Below are 23,346 nucleotides of genomic sequence, written 5' to 3' on the forward strand. Positions count from 1 at the left end.
ATGTTGATGCCGAGCAGAAGTCGAGTGGCGGCGGTCCTGGAGACTACTTGTGTGGCGCTCTGGGCGCGGCCCCCGAGTCGGTGTGGAAACCCAATGCGCTGCTTACGGCGACCGAGATTTCAAGGAGTCGGTCTTTGGGGACATGTGCAACCTTGAAGTTGTTGCTGCTCATGAACTCCAGAAAGTCCGACGGCAGAGCAATGGAGTAGTGCTCTACATACGATGCCAAATCCACTCGCCAAGCGAATGATCCATCGGTGAGAATTGAAGATCCGCCGGGGACATGGAAAGCTTGGCCGATGACGTCGGTTGTTGATTCCATTACATCCAGGACGGGGTGGCCGGAATGAAGATAGCGGCGAACTTCTTGAGACGAATATTCCGGTGCACCTGAATTGATGCTCGGAGTTGACTCGCTGTAGAGGCTCGGGCCCTCAGGGTTCATGTCCTGGTAAAATCCAACAAACTTCATCAGTTTCCTCCGATGATGGGAAGGAATATCCGCCAGTACCCGCCGCCGGCGATCTGTGGTACTTGACCGGCGCCCAATACTGGATTGGTGCCGACCATATTGGTCGGTGCGCGCACCGTAACGCCGAGCTCATTTGCTATCTGTTGGGCGATGCCCGATGTGTCCGCCCCGGAGTGGCACACCATGAGGCGGAGCGGGCCGCCATTGTAGTGCGGATTGTTTGTCACGGCATCCACGATCTGTCCGCCGTTCACGTTTCCTCCGGGGAGCTGCAAGAAACCATCTGCGGAGCCGTGTGCGACAACATCGTGCTCGTTCTCGTTCAATACGTTATTGAAGTTTCGCTGGCTCGGCCCGTCGTCCCCGATCAATGTGCCTGTCTCGCCGTGTGTGACAGGCGCTCCCGATGGTATGCCGTTGTCCGCCATGTAATCGGCGCGGCAGGGGGTGAGCCCGAGAGGGTCGGCCCACGTGTGCGGGTTGTGGACGTATGAGGCTGGATTCGGAGTAGGCGTGATGCCAAGTGGATCCTGGGTCAGGTACCGGCCGGACTCCGGATCGTAATGCCGAAAGTAGTTGTAATGCAGCCCCGTCTCCGGGTCGAAGTACTGCCCCGGAAACCGCAGCGGAGTGTAAGCCGTACTGCCAGCCGCCCAAGCCGTAGCCCCCCACAGGGTGCTCCGCGTGTGCCACGCGATCTCGCCCTGTTCGTCGACGAGTTCGGTAGGCGTGCCCACCAGGTCCGTGACGATGGCGAAGAAGCGGGAGTCGATCTCGGTCTGGGGAGCCGTGGACGCGTCGGACACGTCGGGCGACGTGATGCGTTCCGTCTGGGTGACAGGGCGCAAGCCCTGGTGGTCCCACGTGAGCGTGACCGGGTTCGGCAGGTCGGTCGACGTCGTCGTCTGCTCGCACAACGTCGTCCCGTCCCATGCGAAGTCCACCCGCTCGACGACCGTCGAACCGTCCGCCGCCATACGGAGCTTGGTGGTGCGACGCCCCAGCGCGTCGTACCTGTACCGCCACACCGTCCCGTCCGGAGTGACCGTCGACGTCAGTCGATCCTCGGCGTCCCACGTGTACCGCCACGTGTCCGGCTTCCGTGAAAGGCGGGGCTTCTGGCGGAGGGTGACGCGGCCCAGGGCGTCGTGTTCGTAGCGGACCGCCCCGGCCCGGGTGATCCTCGTGCCGGTGTAGGCGCGGGCGCCGGTGGCCTCGTGCCCCGGGTGCGACACGGGCCAGGACGCCTCCGTCTGGTTGCCCGCCTCGTCGTACGCGTACGTCTCCGTCCAGTTCGCCGCGTGCACCGCGGTGACCCGGCCCGCCGCGTCCAGGTCGAAGCGGCGGGCGCCGTTGAGATGGTCGTCGACGCCGATGAGGTTGCCGTCCGCGCGGTAGGCGTACGCGCGGCCCTGTATCGCGTGGCCGTCGGCCGCGGTGACCGACTGGGTGGTGAGGCGGCCCAAGTCGTCGAAGGTGTGGGAGAAGGTGACGGAGTCACCCAGGTGGCGGGCGAGTTCACGACCCGCCGCGTCATACGTGAAGTCGATGGCGCGGCCCGATGCCAGAAGCTGAGCGTGGCGGCCCGCCGCGTCGTACGTCCACGTGCTCGTCGCCCCGGAAGGGGTGGTACGACCCGTACGGCGCCCCAAGTCGTCGTACGTGTACGTGACCTCGTGGCCGTCGACCTTCTCCGACCTGAGTCTGCCGAAGCGATCGCGGAGCAGGATCAACGAAGTGTCGTCCGGCCCTGTGGCCTGGGCCAACCGGTCCGTCAGGTCGTACGCGAAGGTCGTGACCCGGCCGTCGGCGTCCTTGCGGACGACCTGGCCGAGGGCGTTGCGCTCGAAGGCCACCGTCTGGCCGAGCGCGTTCGTACGGGAGCGCAGCCGCCCCGCCGCGTCGTGCTCGTACGTCAGCGTGCGGTCGTCGAAGTCCGTTTCGGATATCGGGCGGCCCGCGGCGTCGAATGCGTAGCTCCAGGTCAGACCCTGGGGGTTCCTCACCTCGGTGAGGCGGAGTTCCGTGTCGTGCGTGAACTCGTAGCGCACACCGTCCGGGCCCGTGCGGGCCGACAGCAGGTCGAAGTGCGTGTACTCGTACGAGGAGACCGCGCCCATCGCGTCCACGTACGTGGTGCAGTTGCCCTCACCGTCGTACGTCCAGGACTCCGCCGTACCGTCCGGCGCCACCCGCCGTGCGATGTGCCCCTCCACCGTCCACTCCAGGCGGGTCGTGGCGCCCAGGGCGTCCACGACAGCGATCGGCCTGCCGAAGGCGTCGCGCTCGTAGCGGGTCACCGCGCCGAGAGGGTCGACGGTCTCCAGCGGGAGCCCCGCCCGGTCGCAGCGGACCGTCGTCGTGTTGCCCAGCGGGTCGGTCACGGACGTGGGGCGGCCCGCCTCGTCGTACGTGAAGCGGGTGGTCGCACCCGCCGGGCTCGTCACCGATGTGCGGTTGCCGCGCTCGTCGTACGTGTGGCGCCAGACCTGGCCGTCCGGGGTCACCACGCGCGTCGGACGCCCGAGATCGTTGTACTCCGCGCGCGCCTCACGGCCGTCGGGGCGCACCACGCCGAGCAGGTTGCCCGCCTCGTCGTAGGCGAACGACGTGGTGTTGCCCAGCGGATCCGTGCGGGACAACAGGCGGTGGTGACGGTCGCGTTCGTAGCGCGTGACCGCGCCCAGCGGGTCGATGTCGGCGACGACCTGCCAGGCCGCGTTGACCAGGAAGCGGCGGGTGTGGCCCGCGTCCGTCGTGGTGGTCGTCGCCCGCAGGCCGGTCGCCGGGTCCGGCTCCTCGTAGGCGATGCGCAGGCTCATATGGCCCTCGGTGCCGCCCTCGGCCACGCACCGGTCCTGGTCGTCGTACACGTAGGTGTAGCCGCGGTCGTTGGTGTCCGTCCATGACGTGACGCGGCCCGCCTCGTCGTAGGCGAAGCGGAGCGGGAGCCCTGAGGAGTTGGTGACTTCCGTCAGATCTCCGTCGGTGTAGCCGTAGCGCACCAGCTCCTGGTCCGTGCCGTCGGGGGCCGCGCCCGCCAGGTGCAGGGCGGTGACGCGACCGGCGTCGGTGGTGACGCGGACGTGGTAGCCGCCGCTGTGCACGACCGACCGGGGGGCGCCATCGGCGTCGTACTCGAAGGTGATCCAGTTCCCGTTGCGGTCGTCGATCTGCTCGATGACGGCCAGGGCGCCGCCGCGATCGGTGAAGTGCCACACCCGTGACGTGACCGGATCGGTGATCGTGTAGCCGCCGTCCACCCGGTCGAGGGGGCGGCGCGGACCGTGGCTCGGCAGGGTGGGCAGGCCCGGGGCAGGGTGCGGGTAGGGGAGGAGCAGGCCGTCCTCGGTGACGAAGACGACGCCCTCGGAGTCGATCTCCAGGTGCTGGTCGAGCGTGGACGACCAGGAGGGGCCGAACCAGCGGCCCAGCGCGTAGCCGGATTCGACCCGCCGTCTGAAGGTGAAGGGGAGCGTGCCGGGCAGGGTGATGTCGGTCTGCGGAAGATACATCTTGCCGGTCGCGAGGTCGATCGGGTCCGTGCCCCGGCTCTCCACGCCCTCCTGGCGTGATCCCTTCCCGGGGTCGTCGCCGACGGCACCGCGTGCCCCGCGCCGTCCGCCCGACTCCGCCGCGTCGCCCGCCCCTCGCCTCGCGGCGGCTCTGACACCGCCTCGCGCGAGCCCCGCCCCCTTGGTGCCGACCGCCTCCGGCAACAACCTCCCCGCGAACTCGGACGGGTCCTTCTTCAAGGTCTCGTACATGTCCTTCGCGGCGCGGTCCGGGTGCGCCGCCGTCGAGACAAGACCGGCCAGCGTCGTGTGCACGTTCTGCAGGTGCTCGGCGGGGTGCGTGACGTTGTACGGGTCGAGCGGGTTGAGGCCGCGCGCGGTGTTGGCCAGGCCGGCGGCCCCCTTCAGGACGCCGCCCCCGACATGGGTGAGTTCGAGGCCCGTCCCCTTGAGGACGTCGACGCCGTTGGACTTCAGCCGGGACAGCGGCGGCGGCTCCGCCGGGGCGTGCGTGAGGGCGGCCTTGACCACGGCCGCCGCGACGCGGCCCGCCTCGTCGCGCTGGCGGCGCGCCTCGGCGAGGATCTCGTGGGCGCGTTCCATGTCGGCCTTGCCCGGGTCCTCGAAGGGTTCCGGGCGCGGCCCTGGGTCCTTGTCCAGCGCGATCGCCGCGTTGTACGTGTGGACGCGCTTGTCGTACGCCTCCACCGCCCTTTCGGAGGTCTGCTTGCCCTTCTTGTACAGGTCGACGGCGTCCTGCGCCTGCCCCTGCGCCCACTTGACCGTGTCCGCGTACGTCGACAGGGCCTGCCCCGCCTGTTCGCAGGCGTCCGCCGCGTGCAGCCACCTGGTGGGGTGCACGGCGAACTTCTCACGGAAGGTGGTGGCCGCCGCACCCCGCCAGTGGGACGAGTCGAGGCCGCGCATGCCGCCGCCGACCTTGTCGAAGGCCTTGGCGAAGTCCTTCAGATGCCCGGCGCTGCGGCGGATCGCGCCCGGGGTGCCGTGGACGAGCTCGTTGGCCTCCTCGGTCTCGCCGAGCCGCTGCTCGTCGATGTCCGCGCCGAGACCGGAGGCGAGGCCGTCGGCATAGTCCTCGACCGCGTCCGCGGCGCCGTGCGCGCCGACGTGGTCGAGGCCGTCCCCGAGCCGACCGCCGCCCCACTCGATGCCCTCGCCCGCGTACCTCTTCGCCGTGTCCCAGCCGTCCTCCAGCTCCCCGAGGCCGGAGTTGAGGCCTTCGCCCACGGCGTCCTTCGCCTCGCCCAGGCCGTCCTTCGCGACGTCCACGCCTTTGCCGAAGGCGTCTCCGATGCTGTCGCCGATGCCCATCAGTCCGTACCGCCGCCCTGCTGCCGGGTCTGGTTCTGCCGCCCTGCGGCGTCCGCGGCCCGCTCATCGGGCGAGGGGCCAAACGTTTCGTCCAGCTTCGCCTCGTACTCCTCGTCGCTCATGCCGGTCACCTGCTGCGGCACGGGTCCGAGCAGCGGTGAGGTCGCCGCGTCCCGGCCGGCGTCCTTCCAGCCCTGCACCGCGTTGTCCTTGGCGTCCATGACGGAGCCCAGGCTGTAGTCCGCGTCCGAGAACGGGCGCTCGGTCAGCTCGCCCCAGTTCTTCCGCGTGACCTCTTCCTCGCTCGCGTACGGGCTGCCCCCGGGGTTCACCGCGTTCACGGCGATCTTGAGTGAGCCCTCCACGTACTTCTCCGTCTCATGGAACGTCCCCGCGGAGAGCCCCACCCCTCGCGCGAAGTCGTTCCCTTCGTTGACGAGGGACCGCACTCCCCACTCCCAGCGCTCGCAGAACGCCTTGAAGTCGGCGGTCAGGCCGCCGTGCCCCAACTGGAGTCCCGTCAGGGCGATGTCCTCGAAGCCGCGCCCGGCACCGGCCGCGCCCGCCATGCCGAGTTCCCTTAGCTCGTCGAGCACCAGGGTGATGCCCTGGGCTATTCGGCTCAGGCCGCCTGCCTGCAGGTCCGGTAAGCCCTGGCTCACTGCCGCTCCTCCTCGTTCGCGTCCACCGCCACCTGATCCGGCACGATTCCAAGGACCGGCGGAAACAGCACCTCGTGCCCCTCGCTGCCCACGTCGAGCGCCACCCCGCACGGCACGCCGACCCCCGGAACCACGGCGTCCAGCAGGCGGGCACCCAGGAGGCGCTGGTAGTCCCAGGCGCGTGCCGCATCACCCCGCGCAAGGGCGAAGCGGGCCAGGGCCGCCTCGTCCGAGAACGCGTACAGCCACCGAATGCCGTCGAGGTCCGCTACGAGAGGGGACTCGTCCGCGCCCAGCGGCAACAGCACCGCCGTCCGCCGGAATTCACCGAGCAGTACGGCGAACTCACGGCGTTGCCGGGCGGTGGCGGTGGCGGTGTCGGTGGCGGGGGCCGCGGCGTCGACGGCGGGTGCGGGTGACCCGGGTGCGGGGGACCCGGGTCCTGGGGGCGCCCCCGCCGACGCCTCCAGCATCGCCGGTTCCGGTGCCGACGGTCCTGGCCCTGGCGCCGACGGTCCCGGTCCCGGTGCCGACAATCCCGGTCCCGGCGCCGCCGGTCCCTGCACCGTCATGTCCGCCAGCTCCGCAAGCCGAGACCGCCGCACCGGCCGCCCGGTCATGCCTGCCTCGTCACCGCCCACCAGCGGTCCCCTCCCGGCCCGGCGGCGCGACCGCCGGGCCTACTCCGCCGCCGTACCACCGTTCCGCGGTGACGGCTCCAGATCGAACTCCCCGTCCCGCGCCCCCAGTACGAAGGCCGTCCACTCCGCCTCGGTGTAGCGCAGGACGGTCTCCGGTTCGAGGGAGGACCGCATGGCGACGGCGCCGCCAGGCAAGTACGCGATCTCGACGCGCTCCTCGTGCGTCTCGGTGCCCGGTGCGCTGTGCCACTCGACGCCGGAGATGTCGAGCGCGTAGAGCTCGTTCTTCTCCCGCTCCTTGCGCGCCTTGACGTCCTGCTCCGACTCCCGGCCCTGCTCCTGCGCCTCGTTCTGTGCCTCGGCCATGGTGAAGCGGCCCCTTCCCGACGTACGACGTACGGACGAACTGTGCGCACACCCTACTTCGCGCTCTGTTACTCAAGGCTGCCCTCCCGCCAACTCAGGGCTGCTTCCCGGCAACTCACGGCTGCCCCCGGCGGCGCGCAGCCGGTCCGCCCACTCACGGCTGCCCCGCCACCAACCCCGTCTGCACCAACGGCTTCCCGCGCTTCCGCGAGACGAAGATGCCCCGCCCGACCGGCATCGGCCGAGGCCGCACCCCGCCGAGGACGTCGCCCTCGCTCGGGTCACCGGCCATGACGACACCCTGCGCCCCGAGTTCCAGCATGCGCTGCATGAACGGCTCGTACGCCGCCCGGCTCGCGCCCGCGGTCGAGCGCGCGATGATGAAGCGGACGCCCACGTCGCGGGCGAAGGGAAGACTCTCGGTGAGCTTGGCGAGCGGGTTGCCGCTGGACGTCGAGACGAGGTCGTAGTCGTCCACGATCACGAACACCGTCGGCCCCGACCACCAGGAGCGGTCGCGCAGTTGCCGCGCGGTGACATCGGGGCTCGGCGTGCGGCGCCGCATCAGGTCGGCGAGTGCGTCGACGTGGTGATCCATGGCGTTCGACATCGGGACGTACTCCGCCAGGTGCGAGGCCGGGGTGACGTCCAGGAGCGAGCGGCGGTTGTCGACCACGAAGAGTTTGCACGCGTCGCCGCTGTAGCGCTCCGTCAGGCGCTGGACGAGCAGGCGCAGCAGGTTCGACTTGCCTGCCTCGCTCTCGCCGAAGACCAGGAAGAACGGGTCCTGCTCGAAGTCGACGAAGACGGGTTCGAGACGGGACTCGTCGAGGGCGAAGGCCACACCGCGGTCGGGGAACGCGTGGCCCGGAGGCAACTGCTCCGCGGGAAGCTCGCGGGGCAGCAGCCGCACCTGGGGCGCCGCGGGCAGCGTCCAGTGCCGGGAGACCTCGGTGACGAGCGCGGCGGTCGCCTCGGCGAGGTCCGCGTCCGAGGTGACGCCGTCGAGACGCGGGACGGCCGCCATGAAGTGCTGCTTCCGCGGTGACTGGCCGCGGCCGGGCACGCCCGCGGGCACGTTGGCGGCGACCTTGCGGTCGAACTCGGAGTCCATCGTGTCACCGAGCCGCAGCTCCAGACGGTTGACCAGGTGATCCTTGAGGTTCGCGCGGACCTCCATCGACCGGGACGCGGCGAGGACCAGATGGATGCCGTAGCCGAGGCCGCGGGCCGCGATGTCGAGGACGTGCTCCTCAAGCGCCTCGTACTCGGAACGGAAGTTGCCCCACCCGTCGATCACCAGGAAGACATCGCCCCACGGCTGGTCCGTGACGGCGATGTCGCCGCGCGCCCGGCGTGCCCGGAAATCGGCGATCGAGGCGATGCCCGCCGTACGGAAGTACTCCTCGCGGCGGGAGAGGACGCCGTACACCTCGGCGACCGTCCGCCGCACCCGCTCCGGGTCGAGCCGTGACGCCACCCCGCCGACATGCGGCAGGCCCGCCACCGCCGAAAGGCCGCCCCCGCCGAAGTCGAGTCCGTAGAACTGCACCTCGTGCGGGGTGTGGGTGAGCGCGAAGGACGCGATCAGGGAGCGCAGCAGTGTCGACTTGCCGGACTGCGGGCCGCCCAGGATCTGCAGATGGCCCGCCGCGCCCGCGAAGTCGCACCAGAGCGGGTCACGGCGCTGCTCGTACGGCTTGTCGACCAGGCCGAGCGGTACGACGAGACGGCCCGCGCCCTCGTAACCGGGCTGCGTGAGACCGCGGCCGGGCACGGCCGTGAGTCCCGGAAGCAGCGCGTCCAGCGGCGGCGGGCTGTCGAGGGGCGGCAGCCACACCTGGTGCGCGGCCGGGCCGCGGGCCTCGACGCGGCCCACGATCACATCGAGCACCGTGTCGGCGAGCGCGTCATCGGGGTCCGGGCCCGTGGCAGCCCGCGGCTCTGCCACCGCGGCCGGCGCGTAGCGCACCGGCACCTCGGCCGCCGTGAACAGCACAGGACGCCGGTCCACCGGCAGCGGCCCGCCGAGCGCGGCGGCCCGCGCCGAACCGGATCGATACGCTCCGGAGACGTACGCGGCCTTGAAGCGCACCATCTCGTCCGTGCCGAACTTGAGATAGCCGGAGCCGGGAACGTTCGGCAGATGGTAGGCATCGGCGACGCCGAGCGCCGCGCGGGACTCCGCCACGGAGAACGTGCGCAGGCCCACGCGGTACGAGAGATAGGTCTCCAGGCCGCGCAGCCGCCCCTCCTCCAGGCGCTGCGACGCGAGCAGCAGATGCACACCGAGCGAGCGGCCGATGCGGCCGATCTGCACGAACATGTCGATGAAATCGGGCTTGGCGGTGAGGAGCTCACTGAACTCGTCGATCACGAGGACGAGAGAGGGGATGGGCTGCAGCGGCGCGCCCGCCGCCCGCGCCTTCTCGTAGTCGTGGATGTTGGCGTAGTTGCCCGCGTCACGAAGGAGTTCCTGGCGGCGGTTGAGCTCGCCGCGGATGGAGTCGCCCATGCGGTCCACGAGCGCCAGGTCGTCCGCGAGGTTGGTGATCATCGCGGCGACGTGCGGCAACTGCGCCATGCCCGCGAAGGTCGCGCCGCCCTTGAAGTCGGCCAGGACGAAGTTCAGCGTCTCCGACGAGTGCGTGACGGCGAGGCCGAGGACGAGGGTGCGCAGCAGCTCCGACTTGCCGGAACCCGTCGCTCCCACGCACAGGCCGTGCGGCCCCATGCCCTCCTGGGCGGCCTCCTTGAGGTCGAGCATCACCGGGCGGCCGTCCTCGCCCACCCCGATCGGGACGCGCAGCCGCTCGGCGAGGGAGCGCGGCCGCCAGGTGCGGGCCGTGTCCACCGACGCGGCGTCGCCGAGGCCGAGCAGATCGGTGAAGTCCAGGTTGGCGAGCAGCGGCTGGTCGTCGTCACCGCCCGCCGCGACGCGCAGCGGGGCGAGCTGCCGCGCGAGTGCCTCGGCGGCTTCGTACGAGAGCGCGTCGGGAGTGCCCTCGTACACCAGGCCGTGGCCGGATTCCATCCGCAGCACATTCGGCCGTACGACGACCGAAAGGCCCCCGCGGCCGCCCGCGGGCTCGCCCGGCACGACCTCGACGACCGTGACGCCCTGCAGTCCCTCCGCCGCGGCGAGAGGGGAGTCCGGCGAGAGCGTGACGCCGTCGAGGACGACGACGAGGTGCGGCTCGTCGGGCACCGGCGTGCCGGACGCCTGGAAGCGCGGGCGGCCGGAGAGGCGGGCGGCGAGGAGCTGTTCGAGCTCCCGCGGATCGGTGCTGATCAGACGGCGCGAGCCCGCGCCGTCCGCCGCGTCGGGCATCTGGCAGTGCGGGAGCCACTTCGTCCACTCCCAGTGGGCCGTCGCCTCCTGTCCCGCCGCGACGGCGACGACCACGTCCTGGGGCGAGTGCAGCGACACGAGTGAGGCCGTCAGGGCACGCGCCGCGGCGCGGACCGCCTCCGGCTCACCGCTGAGGGTCAGGTGGTAGAAGGCCCGCAGGGACACGGCCATCGGCAGGTCCGCCACCGTGGTGTGCGCGGCCAGGAAGCGCTGCATCGCACCGGCGGTCAGCGGTTCGAGGTCGTCGACCGGTGCCGTCTCGGGTGCGCGCAGCGGTGTGGCGAGCGCCTGCGGACCGAGGCCCACGCGTACCTGCCCGAAGTCCGCGTCCCCAGGACGCCGTTCCCACACCCGGCTGCCCTCGGCGACGAGCGCCCAAAGCTGCTCGGGCGAAGGGTGGAGGTAGTACTGCGCGTCCCGCTGCGCCCGCTCCGCGGCGACGGCGGCACGTCGTGTTTGCGCCAGATACCGAAGATAATCGCGACGCATATCGGCCAACTGACCCTGGGTCCCGCGACGGTGGCGGATGAGCATCGCCACCGCCATGGCGATGGTCGACGCGATCATCACCATGCCCATGATCCTCATGAACGGATGCGCCGTGGGCATGAAGAAGAACACCACGGAGCCGCCCATACCGAGCATGGGCAACAACTGCATGAGCGCGCCCTCTTGCTGACCGCGCGGCAGCTCAGGAGGGGGTTGCAGGACGATCTCGGCCGTGGGCACCTCGGACGGCAGAGCGCGCGGCGGTCGCTTGACGACGATGTGGCTCACTGCCCACCAAATCCCTTGCCGGAGTGCGGAGACGCCCCCTCAGGCCCTGCGGGGGCGGATGTCGGCCGACTCGCGATCCTACTGACACACGTCGTCGCACGGGGCGATAGGGTTTCTCTGGTTCGCGTGAGCATCTGCGAACTGAGCGAAGAAAACAGGCCGTTCGGGGTGGCCGGCAGCGGAAGCGCCAAGGGGGGAACGACGGGTGAGCGTGACAACTTCTGCCGCCGCCGGGGCCAACGGACCGGGACAGGCGTCAGGGAGCGGCGGCCGGCCCGCCGCCGCACCGGACCCGGCGCTCCCCAGGACCGTCGCCGGACTCGGTTTCTGCCGGGTCACCATCGTCGCCCCCGACAGCCGCGTCGACGTGGCGCTGCCCGACGACGTCGCGGTCGCCGACCTCTACCCGGAGATCCTGCGCCTGTCGCGGCAGAGCCCCGCCGAAGGCGCCCCGGTCGGATACCACCTCGTACGCCGGGACGGCGCGGTCCTCGACAGCGCGCGCTCCTTCGCGGCCCAACGCATCCTCGACGGTGAGCTCCTCACGCTGCGGCCCTTCTCCGCGTCACTGCCCCCGGCCGTCTTCGACGACGTGTCCGACGCCATCGCCTCCGCGGTCACGCGCGACCGCTCCCTGTGGAACGCCGAGCTGACGCGCCTGGCGGGCCTGACCGGTGGCGCCGTGCTGCCGGTCCTCCTCGCCTTCGCGGCCTGGACCGCGGCCCCCCGGCACGACACGCACGGCCTCCCCGGCATCCTCGCCGCCGTCGCGGGTCTGCTGCTGCTCACCCTCGCCGGCGTCCGGGCGCGGATCTACGACGACCGGGCCGGGGCCGTGGCGCTCGGCCTCGGGGCGCTGCCGAACGTGGCGGTCGCGGGCTCGGGGCTGCTTCCGCCGGCCGACGGGCAGGGGATCGGCAAGCTCCAGTTCCTGCTCGCCTGCGCGGCCGTGCTGATCGCCTCCGTGGTGCTCGTCCTGGTGTCGCCGCGCGCGGACGGCCCGTTCGTGGCGTGCGCCTTCGCTGCCGCCGTGGGGCTCTTCGCCTCGTTCACGGCGAGCCTCGCCGAGCTGACTCCGGCCGAGACCGCGGCGCTCTGCGCCCCGTTCGCCGTCGGCGCGCTCGCCTTCCTGCCGGGCCTGTCGATGCGCTTCGCCCGGCTACCCATCGGCTACGAGCCGCCGCACGCCTCCCGCCAGGCCTACGACCCCGACCCGGACCCCGCGCCCCACGACCCCGTCGACGCCGAGCGCATCGCCGCCCAGGCCCGCCGCGGCCACGAACTGCTCATCGGCCTGGTCGGCGGCTGCGCCCTGGTGTCCGTCGGTGCCGCGGTGGTCCTCGGCTCGTCGGACGACGTGTGGGCCCAGTTGCTCGCCCTCGCCACCGGCATCGCCATGCTCATGCGCGCCCAGCTCTTCCGCTACACCGCCCAGGTCGCCGCCACGCTGGCCGCCGGGCTCGCCTGCCTGGTCCTGCTCGGCGTCGGGCTGTGCCTGAACCCGCCGCAGCACCTGGTCCGCGACGCCCTCGCGGGCGAATCCGGCGCGCTCGACCTGCGGACCATCTGGCTCGTGGCCGCCATCGCCGCGGCGGCCGCGCTGACCACCGCCATCGGCCTGATCACGGCCCGTAGCGGGGTGACCCCTTTCTGGGGCCGCTTCGTGGAGATCGCCGAGGTCTTCGTCCTGCTCACCCTGCTTCCGCTTACGCTTGCCGTGTTCAACGTGTACGCGTCGGCCCGCGCGATGACGAGCTGACGCGAGGGGCTTCCCGGCGGTGCGGTACTCGGCGGTGCGGCACCCGTTCCCGACGGTGCGGTTCCCGGCGGTGCGGTACCCGGCGTGTGGCTCCCGGCAGTGTGGTCAGGAGGCCCGGGGGAGGCCCGGGAAGGTGCCCGCTTCCAGCCTGGTACTCTGTGTAACGCCCGCATGTCTGCGCACCCCCCGAGGCCCCCAGGCCAGGGAGAAGCGCCGCGGCACCCCGCCTCCCGAGGCGGAACCCCACCCTCAAAGGTGGCCCCGCCCCCGGGCGGACCCCAGCCTCCCGAGTCACGGAAGCTCCCCTGAGTAGCAGACCAGGGGCACTCGAAGGCATTGAAGACATCTCAAGGAGTACGCGTGTCGCTCGACGCCGCTACGAAGAAGCAGATCATGTCCGAGTTCGGCCAGAAGGAGGGCGACACCGGCTCCCCCGAGGTTCAGGTGGCGCTGCTTTCCCGCCGCATCTCGGACCTGACCGAGCACCTCAAGACGCACAAGCACGACCACCACTCCCGTCGTGGTCTGCTGATCCTCGTCGGCCAGCGCCGCCGTCTGCTGCAGTACCTGGCCAAGAAGGACATCCAGCGCTTCCGTGCCCTGGTTGACCGGCTCGGCATCCGCCGCGGTGCGGCGGGCGCCAAGTAAGACGCCGTGAAGGGAGCGGTTCCCACTCGAAGCACTCGAAGGGGGCCGCTCCTTTTGCTGTACGTGCGCATTGTCAGCGTGGCTTTGTAGTCTGGTGACGTCCGGCACACCGCTGGACACCGGCACATGCGCCGGACGCGGGCGCGAGCCCGTGCTCACAACCCCATAGGAGAAGCGCATCCAGCCGCCGCCGGTCCTCGGTAGTGGCCCCCGGGATACGAAGAAGACGAACCCCGGGTGCTTCGATCGAAGACCGGCCCGCACTCACGGCGCGCTTCTCCCACCACCGCAAGGCCACACGGGCCCGCGGTGGAAAACCCCAGGCCACACGGGCTTGGCGGACTCCCAGGCCACACGGGCCCGGGAGGAACTCCTAGGCCACACGGGCCAGGGAGCGAAGACGAACGTAGGAGAATCGCTGGTGGAGAACGAGACCCACTACGCCGAGGCCGTCATCGACAACGGCACCTTCGGCACCCGCACCATCCGCTTCGAGACGGGCCGCCTGGCCCGTCAGGCCGCCGGCTCCGCCGTGGCCTACCTGGACGACGACACGATGGTCCTCTCGGCCACCAGCGCGTCCAAGAAGCCCAAGGACCAGCTCGACTTCTTCCCCCTGACGGTGGACGTCGAGGAGCGGCAGTACGCGGCCGGCAAGATCCCCGGCTCCTTCTTCCGCCGTGAGGGCCGTCCCTCCGAGGACGCGGTCCTGACCTGCCGCCTGATCGACCGCCCGCTGCGTCCTTCCTTCAAGAAGGGCCTGCGCAACGAGATCCAGATCGTCGAGACGATCATGGCGCTCAACCCCGACCACCTGTACGACGTGGTCGCGATCAACGCCGCCTCCTGCTCCACGCAGCTCGCGGGACTGCCCTTCTCGGGCCCGATCGGCGGCACGCGTGTGGCGCTCATCAAGGGCCAGTGGGTCGCCTTCCCGACGCACACCGAGCTCGAGGACGCCGTCTTCGACATGGTCGTCGCCGGTCGCGTCCTCGATGACGGCGACGTCGCGATCATGATGGTCGAGGCCGAGGCCACCGAGAAGACCGTCCAGCTCGTCAAGGACGGCGCGGAGGCCCCCACGGAGGAGGTCGTCGCCGCCGGTCTCGAGGCCGCGAAGCCCTTCATCAAGGCGCTCTGCAAGGCTCAGGCGGACCTCGCCGCCAAGGCCGCCAAGCCCACCGGCGAGTTCCCGGTCTTCCTGGACTACGAGGACGACGTCCTCGAGGCCCTCACCGCCGCCGTGCAGTCGGAGCTCTCCCAGGCCCTGACCATCCCCGGCAAGCAGGAGCGCGAGGCCGAGCTCGACCGCGTCAAGGAGATCGCCTCCGAGAAGCTGCTCCCGCAGTTCGAGGGCCGCGAGAAGGAGATCTCCGGTGCCTACCGCGCGCTGACCAAGAAGCTGGTCCGCGAGCGCGTCATCAAGGACAAGGTCCGCATCGACGGCCGCGGCGTCACGGACATCCGTACGCTCGCCGCCGAGGTCGAGGCCATCCCGCGCGTGCACGGCTCGGCGCTCTTCGAGCGCGGCGAGACGCAGATCCTCGGTGTGACGACGCTGAACATGCTCCGGATGGAGCAGCAGCTCGACACGCTGTCCCCGGTGACGCGCAAGCGCTACATGCACAACTACAACTTCCCGCCGTACTCCGTCGGTGAGACGGGCCGCGTCGGTTCGCCCAAGCGCCGCGAGATCGGCCACGGTGCGCTCGCCGAGCGCGCCATCGTGCCGGTGCTCCCCTCGCGCGAGGAGTTCCCGTACGCGATCCGTCAGGTCTCCGAGGCCCTCGGTTCCAACGGCTCGACGTCCATGGGCTCGGTCTGCGCCTCCACGATGTCGCTGCTGAACGCCGGTGTGCCGCTGAAGGCCGCCGTCGCCGGTATCGCCATGGGTCTGATCTCCCAGGAGATCGACGGCCAGACGCACTACGTCGCCCTCACCGACATCCTCGGTGCGGAGGACGCCTTCGGCGACATGGACTTCAAGGTCGCGGGCACGAAGCAGTTCGTGACCGCCCTCCAGCTCGACACCAAGCTCGACGGCATCCCCGCCTCGGTCCTTGCCGCCGCGCTGAAGCAGGCCCGTGACGCCCGCCTCCACATCCTCGACGTGATGATGGAAGCGATCGACGTCCCGGACGAGATGTCCCCGAACGCCCCGCGGATCATCACCGTCAAGATCCCGGTGGACAAGATCGGTGAGGTCATCGGCCCGAAGGGCAAGATGATCAACCAGATCCAGGAGGACACCGGCGCCGACATCACGATCGAGGACGACGGCACCATCTACATCGGTGCCGCGCAGGGCTCGCAGGCCGAGGCCGCCCGCGCCACGATCAACGGCATCGCCAACCCGACCATGCCGGAGGTCGGCGAGCGCTACCTGGGCACCGTCGTGAAGACGACGACCTTCGGTGCGTTCGTCTCGCTCATGCCGGGCAAGGACGGTCTGCTGCACATCTCGCAGATCCGCAAGCTCGCCGGTGGCAAGCGCGTGGAGAACGTCGAGGACGTCGTCGGCGTGGGCCAGAAGGTCCAGGTCGAGATCGCCGAGATCGACTCCCGCGGCAAGCTCTCCCTGATCCCCGTCGTCGAGGGCGAGGACGGCGAGGAGAACGCCGACGCGAAGGACTCCGAGACGAAGGACGACGCCGCCAAGTGACGTCCCGTAGCTCCAAGGCGACGGCCCGCACCTCTTCGGAGGCGCGGGCCGTCGCCCGTACCCAAACCCTCATCAAGGGCCGCGACGGCATCGGCACGGTCCGTAAGACCACCCTCCCCGGGGGCCTGCGCGTCGTCACCGAGACCCTCCCGTCCGTCCGCTCGGCCACCTTCGGCATCTGGGCCCACGTCGGCTCCCGCGACGAGACCCCCGCCCTGAACGGCGCCACGCACTACCTGGAGCACCTGCTCTTCAAGGGCACCGCCCGCCGCAGCGCCCTGGACATCTCCTCGGCGATCGACGCGGTCGGCGGCGAGATGAACGCGTTCACGGCCAAGGAGTACACGTGCTACTACGCGCGCGTGCTCGACACCGACCTGCCCCTGGCGATCGACGTCGTCTGTGACATGCTCACCGGCTCGCTCATCGAGCAGGAGGACGTGGACGCCGAGCGCGGCGTCATCCTCGAAGAGATCGCGATGACGGAGGACGACCCGGGCGACTGCGTGCACGACCTGTTCGCGCACACGATGCTCGGCGACACCCCCCTCGGCCGCCCGGTCCTCGGCACCGTCGACACGGTCAACGCCCTGACGGCCGACCGCATCCGCCGCTTCTACAAGAAGCACTACGACCCGACCCACCTGGTCGTCGCCGCGGCCGGCAACGTGGACCACCAGAAGGTCGTCCGCCAGGTCCGCGCCGCCTTCGAGAAGGCCGGCGCGCTGCACCGCACGGACGCGACCCCGGTGGCCCCGCGCTCCGGCACGCGCCGCCTGACCACATCGGGCCGGGTGGAGATCGTCGACCGCAGGACCGAGCAGGCGCACGTCATCCTCGGCATGCCGGGCCTCGCCCGCACCGACGAGCGCCGCTGGGCCCTCGGCGTCCTGAACGCCGCGCTCGGCGGCGGCATGTCCTCGCGCCTGTTCCAGGAGGTCAGGGAGAAGCGCGGCCTGGCGTACAGCGTGTACTCGTACACCTCGGGCTTCGCCGACACCGGCCTCTTCGGCGTGTACGCGGGCTGCCGCCCGAGCCAGGTGCACGACGTGCTGAAGATCTGCCGTGACGAGCTGGACCAGGTCGCCAAGGACGGCCTCACTGACGACGAGGTCGCCCGCGCCATCGGCCAGCTCGCGGGTTCCACCGTCCTCGGCCTCGAGGACACCGGCGCGCTGATGAACCGTATCGGCAAGAGCGAGCTGTGCTGGGGCGAGCAGATGTCCGTCGACGACATGCTCGCGAGGATCACGGCGGTCACCCCCGACGAGGTGCGCGAGGTGGCCAGGGAGGTCCTTGGCCGGCGCCCCTCGCTCTCGGCGATCGGCCCGCTCAAGGACAAGCAGGTCACGCGTCTGCACGACGCGGTCGCCTGACCCGTCCGCAGGACCCAGTCCGCCCCAAGGACCGACTCCCGTTTAAGGATGAAGGACATGAGCAAGCTGCGCGTGGCGGTCATCGGCGCCAGGGGCCGGATCGGCTCCGAAGCCGTCCGGGCCGTCGAGGCCGCCGACGACCTGGAACTGGTCGCCGGACTGAGCCGCGGCGACAAACCGGAGACGCTGGTGGAAGCCGGCGCCCAGGTCGCGGTCGAACTGACCGACCCGGGTTCGGTGATGGGCAATCTCGACTTCTGCGTACGACACGGCATCCACGCCGTCGTCGGTACGACGGGATGGACCGACGAGCGCCTCGCGCAGTTGCGGACGTCCCTGGACGCGTCCCCGGGGACGGGCGTCCTCATCGCCCCCAACTTCTCCATCGGCGCGGTCCTGACGATGAAGTTCGCGCAGATCGCGGCGCCGTACTTCGAGTCGGTCGAGGTCGTCGAGCTGCACCACCCGAACAAGGTGGACGCGCCGAGCGGCACCGCCACGCGCACCGCCCAGCTCATCGCCGAGGCGCGCCGGGAAGCGGGCAGCGCCCCGCAGCCCGACGCCACGAGCACCGCCCTGGACGGTGCCCGGGGCGCGGACGTCGACGGGGTACCGGTCCACTCGGTGCGGCTGCGCGGCCTCCTCGCCCACCAGGAGGTCCTGCTCGGCGGCGAGGGCGAGACCCTCACGGTCCGCCATGACTCGCTGCACCACAGCAGCTTCATGCCGGGCATCCTGCTCGGCGTGCGCCGGGTGGTGTCCACGCCGGGCCTGACGTTCGGCCTGGAACACTTCCTGGACCTGAACTGACCCTGATGCGCGCAAAGATCACCTACGCCGTCACGGCTGCCGTCCTGGTCGTCTACTTCGTCCTGGTCGGCAGCCGTGGCGTGCTCCTGATACAGCACGGCACCCTGCTCACCGTCACCTTCGGTGTCGCGGTGCTCATCCTGCCCGTCATCGGCGTCTGGTTCCTCTGGCAGAACACCCGGTTCGTGCGGCGTGCGAACCGGCTCGCCGCCGAGCTGGAAGCCGAAGGCGGGCTGCCAGTCGACGAGTTGAAGCGGACGCCGAGCGGCCGTATCGACCGGGACTCGGCGGACGAGGTCTTCGCCCGGCGCAAGGCGGAGACGGAGGACACCCCGGACGACTGGCGCTGCTGGTTCCGGCTCGCCATCGCCTACCACGACGCGCGGGACACCCCCCGCGCGCGGAAGGCCATGCAGAGGGCGATCACCCTCCATGAGGGCGGGGCGCTCGGCGCCTAGCCGGGCTCGGCGCGATGCGTCAGGCGGTGGGCCGGTACTCCTCGGCCCACACCTCGACCGTGTCGGCCGCCCGGTCGAAGGCCGCACGGCGTGCCAGGAAGTCCGCGTTCCTGTCGGTCAGGAGCAGCCACGGATCGGCGGCGGCCCGGTCCTGCCGTACGAGGAGCAGCGCCTGCCCCTGCACCGTGCGGGGCAGTCCGAGCCACCGCACCGGCTGCTGCGTCGTGCGTACCGAGCCCACCTGTGCCCACGGGACCGTCCGTGTGGCCAGGAACGAGACCCTGCGCAGCCCCTGCGCGCTCACCCAGGTGCCCATGCGAAGCAGCCGCAGGGCGGCGCCGATGACGAGGACGGCTAGCCCGGCGCAGACCGCGGCACCCGGCAGGGACTCGGCGACGGCGATGATCACGGCGGCCACGAGGACGTACGAGGCCAGGAGCAGCAGCACGGCGGCGGCGCCCACGCGCCAGGGGCCGGGGCGATACGGCCGCCGCCAGCGGTCGCGGTCGTCGAAGGGCAGCGCGACATCGTGCGCCGCGTCGTCGAAAGCGCGGTCCGCGGTCAGGAAGGGCAGGGGCACGGCTGATCCTCACTCGATCCACGCATGGGCTGTGCCCGGTGAGGCTATCGAGCCGTGCTCCCTGCTACCACCCTTGGGGGGCCAAGGGGGTCAGCGTCCGTCGGAGGCCTCGGACTGCTGGGTCTTGGCGGGCGACTGGTCGGCGGACATCGCGGGCATCCCGAAGAGCAGGGAGCCCACCAGGCCGGCCACCACGGTGAGGCCGATGAGCGTGCGGCCCATGATCTGGCCGGCCGTGGCGCGCTCACGAGGCGGGGGAGTGACGTTGCTGCGGAACTTGTCGGCTTCGGCGACGAAGGCGAAGGGTACGGGCTCTCGCCGACGGAACATGGGTAGCGCGTCTCCTCACGGGACTCGAACTGAACTGTGTCAACTAGACAGACGCTCGAATCGCCCAAAAGGTGCCCGGTTTCCGCAAATTCTCCGAAGATTGTCGTCACGGAGCTCCGGACAGCCGCCTTTCGGCGCCGGGCCGCCAACTGGCCGCCGCCGGTCCGGCGAGTGGTCGCCGCCGGACTGTCGAGTGGCCGCCGCCAGACCATCGAGTGGTCGCCTCGGTGTGTGCGACGTGCGACGTCCGCTCCCCGACCGGGGGCGCACGACCGCGTGAGACGCCCCTCATCATGCCGCGCACGGCACGGACGCGCGGTGCGCTGCGGCACTGATGTGCGGGTGAGCTGAGCGAAGTGTCCGTATTGCGGCATTTCTAGAAGTTCATCTAGCCTGATCAAACGGACCCGGCACTGCTTGAACCCCCGAGCAGGCAGTGCCGGGCTCCTCCCCTGTCAGGCCCTGTCAGGCCCTGTGCGTCACCCGAGGGGCGACCCCGTGCTGAGCAGCGAGTAGCGTGTTACCCATGGCTCCGACCTCCACTCCGCAGACCCCCTTCGGGCGGGTCCTCACCGCCATGGTCACGCCCTTCACGGCGGACGGCGCACTCGACCTCGACGGCGCGCGACAGCTCGCCGCCCATCTGGTGGACGCAGGCAACGACGGCCTGATCGTCAACGGCACCACCGGCGAGTCCCCGACCACCAGCGACGCGGAGAAAGCAGATCTCGTACGAGCCGTAGCGGACGCCGTCGGAGACCGCGCCCACATCGTTGCCGGTGTCGGCACGAACGACACCCGCCACAGCATCGAGCTCGCCCGCGCCGCCGAGCGCGCCGGCGCACACGGACTGCTCACCGTCACGCCGTACTACAACAAGCCCCCGCAGGAGGGCCTCCTCCGGCACTTCACCGCGATCGCCGACGCCACCGAGCTGCCGGTGATGCTGTATGACATCCCGGGGCGCAGCGGGGTGCCGATCAACACCGAGACGATCGTCCGCCTCGCCGAGCACCCGCGGATCGTCGCCAACAAGGACGCCAAGGGCGACCTCGGCCGCGCAAGCTGGGCCATCGCCCGCTCCGGCCTCGCCTGGTACTCCGGCGACGACATGCTGAACCTGCCGCTGCTCTCGGTCGGCGCCTGTGGTTTCGTCTCCGTGGTCAGCCACGTCGTCACACCCGAGCTGCGCGCGATGCTAGAGGCGTACAACAACGGCGACGTGCAGAAGGCGACCGAGATCCACCAGCGACTGCTCCCGGTGTTCACGGGCATGTTCCGTACACAGGGTGTGATCACGAGCAAGGCGGCGCTCGCCCTGCAGGGCCGTCCCGCCGGGCCGCTGCGGCTTCCGCTCGTCGAACTGTCACCGGAGGAGACGGCCCAGCTCAAGATCGATCTTGCCGCCGGTGGGGTAGAGCTGTAACCACAGACTTCATAACTGAATACGCAACACCGCAGGCCAGGAGCCTGCAACCACACAACTGCTACTGCACGAACGTCATGCGCGCCACGTGCCCATCAGGTACGTGGCGTGTGTGGTGAGGAGAGTCTTTTGAGTCATCCGCATCCTGAACTCGGCGCCCCGCCCAAGCTCCCGAAGGGCGGCCTCCGGGTCACCCCGCTCGGCGGCCTCGGCGAGATCGGCCGCAACATGACCGTCTTCGAGTACGACGGGCGTCTGCTGATCGTCGACTGCGGCGTGCTCTTCCCCGAGGAGGAGCAGCCCGGCATCGACCTGATCCTGCCGGACTTCACGTCCATCAGGGACCGCCTCGACGACATCGAGGGCATCGTCCTCACGCACGGCCACGAGGACCACATCGGCGGCGTCCCCTATCTCCTGCGCGAGAAGCCGGACATCCCGCTGATCGGCTCCAAGCTGACCCTCGCGCTGATCGAGGCCAAGCTCCAGGAGCACCGCATCCGGCCCTACACCCTTGAGGTGGCCGAGGGTCACCGCGAGCGGGTCGGCCCCTTCGACTGCGAGTTCGTCGCGGTCAACCACTCCATCCCGGACGCCCTGGCCGTGGCCATCCGCACCCCCGCGGGCATGGTCGTGCACACCGGCGACTTCAAGATGGACCAGCTCCCGCTCGACGGCCGCCTCACCGACCTGCACGCGTTCGCGCGGCTGAGTGAGGAGGGCATCGACCTGCTGCTCTCGGACTCGACGAACGCCGAGGTCCCGGGCTTCGTGCCGCCGGAGCGCGACATCTCGAACGTGCTCCGCCAGGTGTTCGGGGGCGCCCGCAAGCGGATCATCGTGGCCAGCTTCGCCAGCCATGTGCACCGCATCCAGCAGATCCTGGACGCGGCCCACGAGTACGGCCGCCGGGTCGCCTTCGTCGGCCGTTCCATGGTCCGCAACATGGGCATCGCCCGTGACCTGGGCTATCTGAAGGTCCCGCCGGGCCTCGTCGTGGACGTCAAGACCCTCGACGATCTGCCCGACCACGACGTCGTCCTGGTCTGCACGGGTTCCCAGGGCGAGCCGATGGCGGCACTCTCGCGCATGGCCAACCGGGACCACCAGATCCGGATCGTGTCCGGCGACACGGTGATCCTGGCCTCGTCCCTCATCCCGGGCAACGAGAACGCGGTGTACCGCGTCATCAACGGCCTCACCCGCTGGGGCGCCAACGTCGTGCACAAGGGCAACGCCAAGGTGCACGTCTCGGGCCACGCGTCGGCCGGTGAGCTGCTGTACTTCTACAACATCTGCCGGCCGAAGAACCTGATGCCGGTTCACGGCGAATGGCGCCATCTGCGCGCCAACGCCGAGCTGGGCGCCCTCACCGGCGTCCCGCACGACCGGATCGTCATCGCTGAGGACGGCGTCGTCGTCGACCTCGTCGAGGGCAAGGCCAAGATCGTGGGCAAGGTCCAGGCCGGGTACGTGTACGTCGACGGTCTCTCCGTCGGTGACGTGGGCGAGCCCGCGCTGAAGGACCGCAGGATCCTCGGGGACGAGGGCATCATCTCGGTCTTCGTCGTGGTCGACTCGACCACCGGCAAGATCACCGGTGGCCCGCACGTACAGGCCCGTGGGTCCGGCATCGAGGACTCCGCCTTCAACGCGGTCCTCCCGAAGGTCCAGGAAGTCCTGGAGAGGTCGGCTCAGGACGGCGTCGTCGAGTCCCACCAGTTGCAGCAGCTCATCCGCCGCACGCTGGGCAAGTGGGTGTCGGACAACTACCGCCGCCGCCCGATGATCCTGCCTGTGGTCGTCGAGGTCTGACGGTCCACCGTGGCGGTCCACCGGCCCGCCCGACCCGTCTGACTAGCGGTCTTCCGGAGCGGGGCGCCTCGATTTGCATCGGGGCGCCCCGCTCCAGTACGTTTACGGCTCCGCCAGACGGGGAAGCGCCGCGTACAGTGTGCCGGGGACACCCCGAACGGGACGGAAATTCCGACTCAGAATCTCTGATAAAGTCGGAGCCGCCGGAAAGGGAAACGCGAAAGCGAAGACCTGGAAAGCACCGAGGAAATCGGATCGGAACGGGTAGCCGGAAAGATCTGATAGAGTCGGAAACGCAAGAACAAAAGAAACACCGAAGGGAAGCGCCCGGAGGAAAGCCTGAGAGAGTCTCTCGGGTGAGTACA

16 protein-coding genes are annotated in these 23,346 nt (G+C 70.2%); 8 read left to right on the forward strand and 8 right to left on the reverse strand.

Translation table 11 applies throughout. From position 1 onward, the window contains the following. Window positions 1–43: 43 nt before the first annotated feature. The 6 genes from IG78_RS49420 to IG78_RS0125440 all read right to left on the reverse strand — a co-directional run bounded on the left by IG78_RS49420 (window position 44) and on the right by IG78_RS0125440 (window position 11,117). Window positions 44–472 (reverse strand): hypothetical protein, encoded by a 429-nt coding sequence (locus tag IG78_RS49420; RefSeq protein WP_157855875.1) that lies wholly within the window; start codon window positions 470–472, stop codon window positions 44–46. After that, window positions 472–5,319: a putative T7SS-secreted protein gene (locus IG78_RS0125420; protein ID WP_078965505.1), complete on the reverse strand. Its 4,848-nt coding sequence runs from the start codon at window positions 5,317–5,319 to the stop codon at window positions 472–474. The genes IG78_RS49420 and IG78_RS0125420 overlap by 1 nt, the downstream gene beginning before the upstream one ends. Then, window positions 5,319–5,981 (reverse strand): hypothetical protein, encoded by a 663-nt coding sequence (locus IG78_RS0125425; RefSeq protein ID WP_051852954.1) that lies wholly within the window; start codon window positions 5,979–5,981, stop codon window positions 5,319–5,321. Before IG78_RS0125425 ends, IG78_RS0125420 begins: the two co-directional genes overlap by 1 nt. Next, a complete protein-coding gene (locus IG78_RS0125430; protein WP_225882209.1) occupies window positions 5,978–6,454 on the reverse strand; it encodes a hypothetical protein in 477 nt (158 codons plus the stop codon). The genes IG78_RS0125425 and IG78_RS0125430 overlap by 4 nt, the downstream gene beginning before the upstream one ends. 207 nt (window positions 6,455–6,661) lie before the next feature. Next, window positions 6,662–6,988 (reverse strand): DUF397 domain-containing protein, encoded by a 327-nt coding sequence (locus IG78_RS0125435; protein WP_030567122.1) that lies wholly within the window; start codon window positions 6,986–6,988, stop codon window positions 6,662–6,664. A 154-nt stretch (window positions 6,989–7,142) separates the two neighbouring features. Beyond that, the gene (locus IG78_RS0125440) at window positions 7,143–11,117 is read right to left on the reverse strand and encodes a type VII secretion protein EccC (RefSeq protein WP_030567124.1); all 3,975 of its coding nucleotides are present in this window, start codon (window positions 11,115–11,117) and stop codon (window positions 7,143–7,145) included. A 205-nt stretch (window positions 11,118–11,322) separates the two neighbouring features. Here IG78_RS0125440 and eccD point away from each other — a divergent pair, with 205 nt between their 5' ends. From eccD to IG78_RS0125470, 6 genes are all read left to right on the forward strand, one after another. Next, on the forward strand, window positions 11,323–12,876 hold the full coding sequence (gene eccD, locus IG78_RS0125445) for a type VII secretion integral membrane protein EccD (protein ID WP_030567126.1): 1,554 nt from the start codon (window positions 11,323–11,325) through the stop codon (window positions 12,874–12,876). A 360-nt stretch (window positions 12,877–13,236) separates the two neighbouring features. Then, window positions 13,237–13,524, forward strand: a complete 288-nt coding sequence (rpsO, locus tag IG78_RS0125450; protein WP_030567128.1) for a 30S ribosomal protein S15 — start codon at window positions 13,237–13,239, stop codon at window positions 13,522–13,524. 421 nt (window positions 13,525–13,945) lie between these two features. Then, entirely contained in the window at window positions 13,946–16,186 is a 2,241-nt protein-coding gene (locus tag IG78_RS0125455) for a polyribonucleotide nucleotidyltransferase (protein ID WP_030567130.1), read from the forward strand. After that, the gene (locus tag IG78_RS0125460; RefSeq protein WP_030567132.1) at window positions 16,183–17,562 is read left to right on the forward strand and encodes a M16 family metallopeptidase; all 1,380 of its coding nucleotides are present in this window, start codon (window positions 16,183–16,185) and stop codon (window positions 17,560–17,562) included. The genes IG78_RS0125455 and IG78_RS0125460 overlap by 4 nt, the downstream gene beginning before the upstream one ends. 57 nt (window positions 17,563–17,619) lie before the next feature. Beyond that, on the forward strand, window positions 17,620–18,372 hold the full coding sequence (gene dapB, locus IG78_RS0125465; protein WP_030567134.1) for a 4-hydroxy-tetrahydrodipicolinate reductase: 753 nt from the start codon (window positions 17,620–17,622) through the stop codon (window positions 18,370–18,372). A 5-nt stretch (window positions 18,373–18,377) separates the two neighbouring features. After that, window positions 18,378–18,830: a hypothetical protein gene (locus IG78_RS0125470; protein WP_030567136.1), complete on the forward strand. Its 453-nt coding sequence runs from the start codon at window positions 18,378–18,380 to the stop codon at window positions 18,828–18,830. Window positions 18,831–18,849: 19 nt separating this feature from the next. Here IG78_RS0125470 and IG78_RS0125475 read toward each other — a convergent pair whose 3' ends face one another. After that, complete coding sequence (locus IG78_RS0125475; RefSeq protein ID WP_030567138.1) at window positions 18,850–19,410, reverse strand: PH domain-containing protein; 561 nt, start codon at window positions 19,408–19,410, stop codon at window positions 18,850–18,852. 90 nt (window positions 19,411–19,500) lie between these two features. Further along, on the reverse strand, window positions 19,501–19,740 hold the full coding sequence (locus tag IG78_RS0125480; RefSeq protein ID WP_030567141.1) for a hypothetical protein: 240 nt from the start codon (window positions 19,738–19,740) through the stop codon (window positions 19,501–19,503). Between the two features lie 526 nt (window positions 19,741–20,266). On the opposite strand from IG78_RS0125480, the gene dapA reads away from it, so the two are divergent. Both dapA and IG78_RS0125490 read left to right on the forward strand, forming a co-directional pair. Beyond that, entirely contained in the window at window positions 20,267–21,166 is a 900-nt protein-coding gene (gene dapA / locus IG78_RS0125485) for a 4-hydroxy-tetrahydrodipicolinate synthase (RefSeq protein WP_030567143.1), read from the forward strand. Between the two features lie 129 nt (window positions 21,167–21,295). After that, window positions 21,296–22,981 (forward strand): ribonuclease J, encoded by a 1,686-nt coding sequence (locus tag IG78_RS0125490; protein ID WP_030567145.1) that lies wholly within the window; start codon window positions 21,296–21,298, stop codon window positions 22,979–22,981. The last annotated feature ends 365 nt before the right edge of the window (window positions 22,982–23,346 follow it).

This window comes from Streptomyces aureocirculatus (assembly GCF_000720475.1).
Taxonomy (GTDB): domain Bacteria; phylum Actinomycetota; class Actinomycetes; order Streptomycetales; family Streptomycetaceae; genus Streptomyces; species Streptomyces aureocirculatus.

Excerpts from the sequence above, each read along its gene's own strand:
- IG78_RS49420 (WP_157855875.1), bottom strand. The coding sequence starts at position 472 with ATGAAGTTTGTTGGATTTTACCAGGACATGAACCCTGAGGGCCCGAGC.
- IG78_RS0125420 (WP_078965505.1), bottom strand. The coding sequence starts at position 5,319 with ATGGGCATCGGCGACAGCATCGGAGACGCCTTCGGCAAAGGCGTGGAC.
- IG78_RS0125430 (WP_225882209.1), bottom strand. The coding sequence starts at position 6,454 with ATGCTGGAGGCGTCGGCGGGGGCGCCCCCAGGACCCGGGTCCCCCGCA.
- IG78_RS0125435 (WP_030567122.1), bottom strand. The coding sequence starts at position 6,988 with ATGGCCGAGGCACAGAACGAGGCGCAGGAGCAGGGCCGGGAGTCGGAG.
- dapB (WP_030567134.1), top strand. The coding sequence starts at position 17,620 with ATGAGCAAGCTGCGCGTGGCGGTCATCGGCGCCAGGGGCCGGATCGGC.
- IG78_RS0125470 (WP_030567136.1), top strand. The coding sequence starts at position 18,378 with ATGCGCGCAAAGATCACCTACGCCGTCACGGCTGCCGTCCTGGTCGTC.
- IG78_RS0125480 (WP_030567141.1), bottom strand. The coding sequence starts at position 19,740 with ATGTTCCGTCGGCGAGAGCCCGTACCCTTCGCCTTCGTCGCCGAAGCC.
- dapA (WP_030567143.1), top strand. The coding sequence starts at position 20,267 with ATGGCTCCGACCTCCACTCCGCAGACCCCCTTCGGGCGGGTCCTCACC.